This window comes from Methylorubrum zatmanii, from assembly GCF_014845115.1.
GTDB lineage: Bacteria > Pseudomonadota > Alphaproteobacteria > Rhizobiales > Beijerinckiaceae > Methylobacterium > Methylobacterium zatmanii.
This window is the reverse complement of record NZ_NKUI01000288.1, coordinates 1-844: the sequence shown is the minus strand read 5'-3', so window position 1 is coordinate 844 and position 844 is coordinate 1. Positions and strand designations below refer to the sequence as shown.

The 844-nt window shown below is 45.0% G+C and carries 1 protein-coding gene; it reads right to left on the bottom strand.

Translation table 11 applies throughout. The features are described from left to right. Window positions 1-713 (bottom strand): Hint domain-containing protein (locus MZTS_RS23625; protein ID WP_192285694.1); only part of this gene is annotated, 713 nt, incomplete at its 3' end. Between the last annotated feature and the right edge of the window lie 131 nt (window positions 714-844).

Sequence of the window (844 nt, the reverse complement as noted above, 5' to 3'; positions counted from 1 at the left end):
TCGAGTTCGACGTGCCAGTAAGTGACCTTCATGCGAGGCTGCCGAGTGATTGACGTGCCATTGATCAGGCACATCACAGGAACGAGCACACCGCCCTTGTTATCGGCATCGGCACCGATGAGCACCGGATGGCCAGGCGAGAGAAAAAGATCACGCGCTGGAAGATTGTCACCAAAAGCTCCGGCACGAACACGCACCGGCTGTTGGTCGGCACTCAGCATGCCGACTTCAGCCTTAATCTCGCGATGACCGATCCAGGTAATTGTACGAACCCCTCCAGAAGCCAATCGTGCCTTCTCTCCAATACGCAATAATTCTACCGGAATGCTTCCTCTTTCGACGGAAATTCGTGTCCCAGAAACAAAGCATCTTACAACATAGTCTCCTAATTTATTTTCAGCAAAAGCAATATATTGCCCTACCTCAAGAGGTGTATTCGAAACTAGAACAGCAATTCCACTCAAATATTTTGAATTATTGAATAAAATTTTTCCAGAATTATCATATCCTGTCGCATAGAGATCGAATGACAAGCCATTTTTTACATTTGTCATTCTAACGAGATCGCCAACCGACGAAACCGTCCCTGTTAACGTATATGCTTCCGGCGTAAGCTTGAGAGCAGTGAACTCTCCAGGCGCATCATAACTATTGTTATTCGCTATATATCCCGCCGGGAACACATTTCCGTTGAAAACAATAGGAAGGCCCATCTATAAACCTCAACAATCCTCTACTTGAGACAGTTGTGACTTAACGTAGTTGATTTACACGGGAGAACGTCTGATTTACAAATAAATTTCCCAAATAAGAGCACAAAAATCCCACATGTTGCATATTCAAC